The 6110-nt window shown below is 45.7% G+C and carries 4 protein-coding genes; all 4 read left to right on the forward strand.

Annotation, left to right across the window (positions count from 1 at the left end; translation table 11 throughout):
• Window positions 1-407 precede the first annotated feature (407 nt).
• The 4 genes from LDL18_RS08485 (at window position 408) to LDL18_RS08500 (ending at window position 5067) form a co-directional block, all read left to right on the forward strand.
• Complete coding sequence (locus LDL18_RS08485) at window positions 408-2342, forward strand: peptidase M61 (protein ID WP_296508714.1); 1935 nt, start codon at window positions 408-410, stop codon at window positions 2340-2342.
• 83 nt (window positions 2343-2425) lie between these two features.
• A complete protein-coding gene (alr, locus tag LDL18_RS08490) occupies window positions 2426-3475 on the forward strand; it encodes an alanine racemase (protein WP_296508716.1) in 1050 nt (349 codons plus the stop codon).
• A complete protein-coding gene (locus LDL18_RS08495) occupies window positions 3476-4297 on the forward strand; it encodes an ABC transporter permease (protein WP_296508718.1) in 822 nt (273 codons plus the stop codon). It abuts the gene before it with no gap.
• A gap of 8 nt (window positions 4298-4305) precedes the next feature.
• Window positions 4306-5067, forward strand: coding sequence for an ATP-binding cassette domain-containing protein (locus LDL18_RS08500; protein WP_296508720.1), 762 nt, complete (start codon window positions 4306-4308; stop codon window positions 5065-5067).
• The last annotated feature ends 1043 nt before the right edge of the window (window positions 5068-6110 follow it).

A 6110-nucleotide genomic window follows, 5' to 3' on the forward strand; every position in this document is an offset into this window, starting at 1 on the left:
AAGCTATGGGGGTCGCGGTAGCTTGAGGAGGAGGGGGGGGAAGTGCTACCGCCACCCGCTCTGCCGAAATAGGGATATTCATCCATAATAAAAATAGAAAAAAAAGAAAATTATCGTTTCCATTTTTGATCTAATAAATTGCCTCAAACGCTGCACCAAAAGCAGCTTGTTCTTTTTTCTGCTCAAAAAGGCAGAGCAAGCCTTCGTGAAAAAACGCAAAAAGACAAAAAAATTTGCAGCCATAATGAAAAAATAAAAGAAATTTTGAAAATTTTTGCCGCTTTTATGTGGAAGCGGATATTTTATCTATTTACAGTCTCATTGAGACAATCTTTGTTGTTTTTAAACAAAAATCAGTAAGATGATGTTGTTTTGGAAACAATGATTCAACGGGGGGATATATTTTTATGAAGCGTTCCTTGCTATTTTTGCTGGCGACCAGTGCCATCGCTTGGCAGGCGCAAGCGATACCGGCTGGAAATTCTGCACCACAACCTATGGCGATATCTGAAACGATTCCGGCTGCGGTTGACAAGCCTTATCACGGCCTCATTCGTCTTAATGTCGATGCCACAGACACTCAGCGCGGCATTGTTCGGGTAACGGAAACGATTCCTGTTCAGGCTGGCGCGCTGACTCTGCTCTATCCTGAATGGTTGCCGGGACATCATAGTCCGTCAGGCCCCATCGAAAAATTGGCAGGTTTGATTGTCACCGCTAATAATCAGGTTATTCCTTGGCAGCGTGACTCTGTTGATGTTTATGCCTTTCATCTGGATATTCCGGCAGGCGTAACCGAAATCACCGCTCAATATCAATATCTCTCCCCGACTGCGGAGTCGCAGGGACGAATCCAGTCCACACCGGAAATGGTTAATTTGCAGTGGAATACGCTGGCCTTATATCCTGCCGGATATTTTACTCGCCAAATCCAGATACAGCCGACCGTTATTTATCCAACGGGGTGGAAATCGGCTTCTGCCTTGGAAATTTCTGGCATCACGCCTGATGGACAGGCTCCCAATGTTGTCCAATATAAAAACACGGATTTTGATACGCTGATTGATTCTCCGGTAATGGCGGGTCGTTATACGCGGACAGAAACCCTTGCGCCGGGGGTTCGCCTTAATCTTATTGCAGACAAGCCTGAAGATATGGTGATGACGGACAAGCAGCTTAATGCCCATCGTCAGTTAATCACCCAAGCCGTTAAACTCTATGGCGCACAGCATTATAGCCATTATGATTTCTTGCTGGCCTTGTCCGAAAAGCTCGGCGGTATCGGTTTGGAACATCACCAATCTTCCGAAGACGGGGAAGGGGCTGATTACTTCTCGAAATGGGATAAATCCGCCGTTGGTCGCGATCTCCTCGCCCATGAATATAACCATAGCTGGAATGGTAAATATCGCCGCCCCGCTGACCTTTGGACACCAGACTATAAAACGCCAATGCGAGATAGTCTCCTTTGGGTCTATGAAGGTCAAACCCAGTTTTGGGGCTATGTGTTGGCCGCACGTTCTGGTCTGTGGCAACAAAAAGATGCGTTGGAAGCCTTGGCTTTGGTGGCAGCCACTTACGACAATCGGGCAGGCCGCCGCTGGCGTCCGGTGGAAGATACCACTAATGATCCGATTATTTCGCAACGCCGTCCCAAAGCTTGGCTAAGCTGGCAACGTTCCGAAGATTACTACAGTGAAGGTCAGTTAATCTGGCTTGATGTTGATAGCCTGCTCCGGCAACAGACTCATGGCAAACATTCGCTTGACGATTTTGCGAAAGCCTTTTTCGGAATGCGTGACCGTGATTGGGGTGAGTTAACCTATAATTTTGACGATGTTGTCAAAACCTTAAATGACATCATGCCTTATGACTGGGCATCTTTCTTTAACCAGCGTTTGAATCAACGTTCGACCCACGCGCCTTTAGACTGGATCACGCGCGGCGGTTACAAACTGGTTTACAGTGATGAGCCGACCGACTGGATCAAAGGCGTTGAAGGCTCGCGCCATATGGCCGAGTTGTCTTTCTCTTTGGGGTTATCGACCTCTGAAAAAGGCAAAGTCTCTTCGGTTATGTGGGATAGCCCTGCCTTTAACGCTGGATTGACTGTGGGCAGTGAATTGGTCGCGGTTGATGGTCATGCCTTTAGCAATGATCTGTTAAAAACAGCGATCAAAAATGCCAAGGCCAATAAGACGCCGATCAAATTGCTGATAAAGCAAGGCGATAATTATCGGGATATCGCGATTCCTTATTATGATGGCTTGCGCTATCCGCATCTTGAGAAAATCGATAAAACCCATAGCTATCTCGAGGATTTACTCGCGCCTAAAAACTAATTTTGATCCATGATGAAAAGCAGTCAGGTATAAAGCCGATTTCGGTGCTTGCCTGACTGCTTTTTCAGTCTTATTGAAAAAGGGTGCAGATTTCTTCTCCCCTCCGTCTGGAATTAGACAAATCAGCCCTGATGGCAAACTGGCAAAGTTTGAACCGGATAACGGCTGGTCATTGTGGTGCCGCGATCAAGGCTAATGGCTATGGTTTAGGGGCTGAACGCGTTCGTCATTATCTGGCACAAGCCGGATGTCGCGATTTTTTTGTTTCCAGTTGGGATGAGGCACGCTTACTCGATAGCTCGGAAAAGGATTTCTCCCTCTCTGTCCTTCACGGCCTAAGGGAAGAAGATCTCAGCTATGCTCTAAATTCACCGGTCAAGCCTGTTTTATGTAGTCCGGTGATGATTGCGCGCTGGAAAGCTTACGCGCCGAACCGTCCCTGCGATGTCATGGTGGATACGGGTATGAATCGGCTGGGTCTTTCGATGGAAGAGGCGGGTTCCGGCCTGCTTGACGGTCTTTCTATCGATAATATCTTGAGTCATCTGGCTTGTGCGGACGATCCAGATCATCCCCTCAATCAAAAACAGCTTGAACGCTTTCGTCTCTTAGCAGCTCGAAAACAGGCGAAATGCTATAGTCTGGCCAATTCTGCCGGTATTTTTCTCAGTAAAGACTATCATTTTGATCTGGCGCGTCCGGGCTTGGCGCTTTACGGCGGCCTGCCTGTCCCGCAGTCCAAAGATATTCTGAAACCCGTAGTCGGTATTGCCGCCCAAGCCATTCAGGTAAGAGAGGTCAACGCTGGTGACGCGATTGGCTATGGTGCCTGTTTTTCTGCGCCTCGAAAAATGCGGGTCGCTATTTTGCATGTCGGTTATGCTGATGGTTATTGGCGGGCTTTCTTTGAAAAAGGCCATGCTCGAAAAGACGGCATTCTATGTCCTTTGGCCGGTCGGGTTTCTATGGATATGATAACAGTTGCCTTACCGGATACATTGACGGCTAAAGAAGGTGACTGGTTCTCGGTTGATTTTGACTTGCCCTCGGCCTCACAACAGACCGGATTATCCCAATATGAATTACTGACGGGCTTGGGGCATCGTTACCAATCTGTCTGGCAGGCAATATAAATGCCGCCATTATCTAATAATATAGAGAGAGGATCAGCATTGCTTTTCCCTATTCGGTGCTTGGCCGCCATTGGTCGCTTGTTTATTGCTTTTTTGGCTGGCATCGGTCGGATAGCCCGTTTCGGAATGACGATTTTGTTGAGAGGCGCTTTACCGCCTTATTATCCGGGTCGTTTTTTCCACGAATTTTTCGAAATCGGTTGGAATTCTCTTCCGGTTGTGGCCTTAACCGCTGTTTTTACCGGATCAGCTTTGGCGCAACAGGTCTATGCTGCGGCCAGCCGTTTTTCCGCGCAATCGACTGTTCCGGCGGCGGTTGTCATTGGTATGGTTCGGGAATTAGGCCCCGTTTTGGTCGGATTGATGGTGGTCGGTCGGGTTACTTCTGCGATTGCCGCTGAATTGGGTGCTATGCGGGTGACCGAGCAAATTGACGCGATGGAAACGCTGCATACAGATCCCTATCGCTATCTTTTGGCACCCCGTCTTTATGCCGCTACCCTCGCTTTGCCTTTCTTGGTGATGTTGGCCAATGTCATCGGCATTTTCGGGGGCTATCTTCTTTCGATCAGCAAATTGGGCTTTAACCCTGAAAATTATCTCAAGGTAACACGTGAATTTCTAAAAGCTGAAGATGTCCATATGGCGCTTGTCAAATCGGCAGTTTTCGGTTTTCTGGTCGCCTTATTGGGCTGTTATAACGGCTTTTTTGCCACTGGCGGCGCGGCAGGTGTTGGACGTTCAACAACGCGGGCGGTGGTCAGCGCCTTTATCATGATCCTGTTTTCAAATCTGATGATCACCATGTTCTTTTTCGGATAAAGATTTTTATGCCTCAGACACAGCCTCTCATCCGAATTCGCGGGTTAAAAAAATCTTTTGGCGACCACGCTGTTTTGCAAGATGTAGATATTGATATCGACAAAGGACAATCGGTTGTCATTATCGGCCAGTCCGGCGGCGGCAAATCGGTTTTGCTGAAAACCATATTAGGTCTGATCGAAGCGGATGCCGGTTCTATCGAAATAGAGGGGCAGGATATTGAAACCATGTCCCAAAGCCAACTGGCCTCTATTCGCGATCATATCGGGATGCTGTTTCAAGGCGGGGCATTATTCGATTCTTTGCCTGTCTGGCGTAATATTACCTTTGCCATTACCCAAGGTCACTTACGCGATACCGCCAAAATGCAAAAATTGGCGAGCGAATATCTCGCACGGGTCGGATTGGATGACCGGATTCTCAATCTCCGTTCTGGGGAATTATCGGGGGGGATGCAAAAACGGGTAGCAATTGCGCGGGCGATTGCAGCTAAACCGGAAATTCTATTGTTTGACGAACCGACCGCAGGATTAGACCCCATTCGGTCTGATGTCATTGATGACTTAACGCTTAGCCTTGTCCGCGATAATGGCATGACCGCGATTACCATTACCCATGACATGGCATCGGTTTGCAAAATTGCAGATAAGATTGCCTTCCTGCATGAAGGGCGGATTATCTGGACAGGTAATACCCAAGATCTTCGGACAACCGACAACCCCTATGTTCGGCAATTTTTTGATCGCAAAGCCGAGGGGCCTCTTCGCTAATACAATAGTGACTAAAAATTTAGAGATGCTTGTAAAATACGAGATCAATAAAGAACAAAATATAGCAAAGTGGCCAGAAAAAAAACGACCGAATTCTGTCTTTTAAAAGATGAAAAAACGTTCTGTAAACAGACTGATGGGGCATTATCCTTGATAACACCCATTTATTAAGAAGATGTCCGCATAAAAAATAGACGAAAAAAGAGACGATAACAGGCATTATTTTGAAGTTGGATAAGGTGAAAAGCGCAATAATCCCCATCAAACAGAACAGATAAATGGCAAAAGCTTTACCTGCCGTTATTTCGATAGTTTTTTGGGAGACCTCTGTTTTTGGCATTCCCCGCTCCATAAATCCGCCCATCACTGAAATGACATTGAAATACGCTATAATATTAAAATTTTAGTGCGTATATATATTTATATATTTCATATTATTATTACAAATAATATCTTTCCCTATAGGGGAAATTGATTTTTTCTTGCCTCCGTGCATGATGGGGTAAGTGCAAAATCACGAATCTATGGTTAGATTACCTCTGATTTTGAATAGGAACAGATATAAAATCATATCCAACATAACAATTGACGATTTTTTAGAAATAGATTTCACCTAGGAAAGGTCATCAAAGTTCAAGTCTTTTCTAAATATTATGCTGTCGCATAAAAATGGATTATTGATTTTTAAAAAAGATTGAATCTAAATGTTATATCCTTCAGATTGTTGATCTATAGCTATCTTAATATTTCTTTTGATAAAGAATACTTCTCATTATCAATTTTTATCCAAGGTAAATTCGTGTCTTTCCTCGGTAATATTACGCCTAGGCCAAGCGGATGTGGGAAAAGGCGTTTCTCTTATCTCTTATGCTACCAATCGCATTAGATAGAATGCGACTAGGTAAAAAGACTATTCTCTTAAAATTTTGAGATATCAGCCTTTAGCAAAAGGCGGAGGGTGCCAATAGGCAGAAAATAAGCAGAAGGCTTCCGTCGCGAATCCGTAGGCTTTAACCGCCATCTTTCGGCATCCGATCGGTGAT

Source organism: Zymomonas sp., assembly GCF_020216885.1.
Taxonomy (GTDB): Bacteria; Pseudomonadota; Alphaproteobacteria; order Sphingomonadales; family Sphingomonadaceae; genus Zymomonas.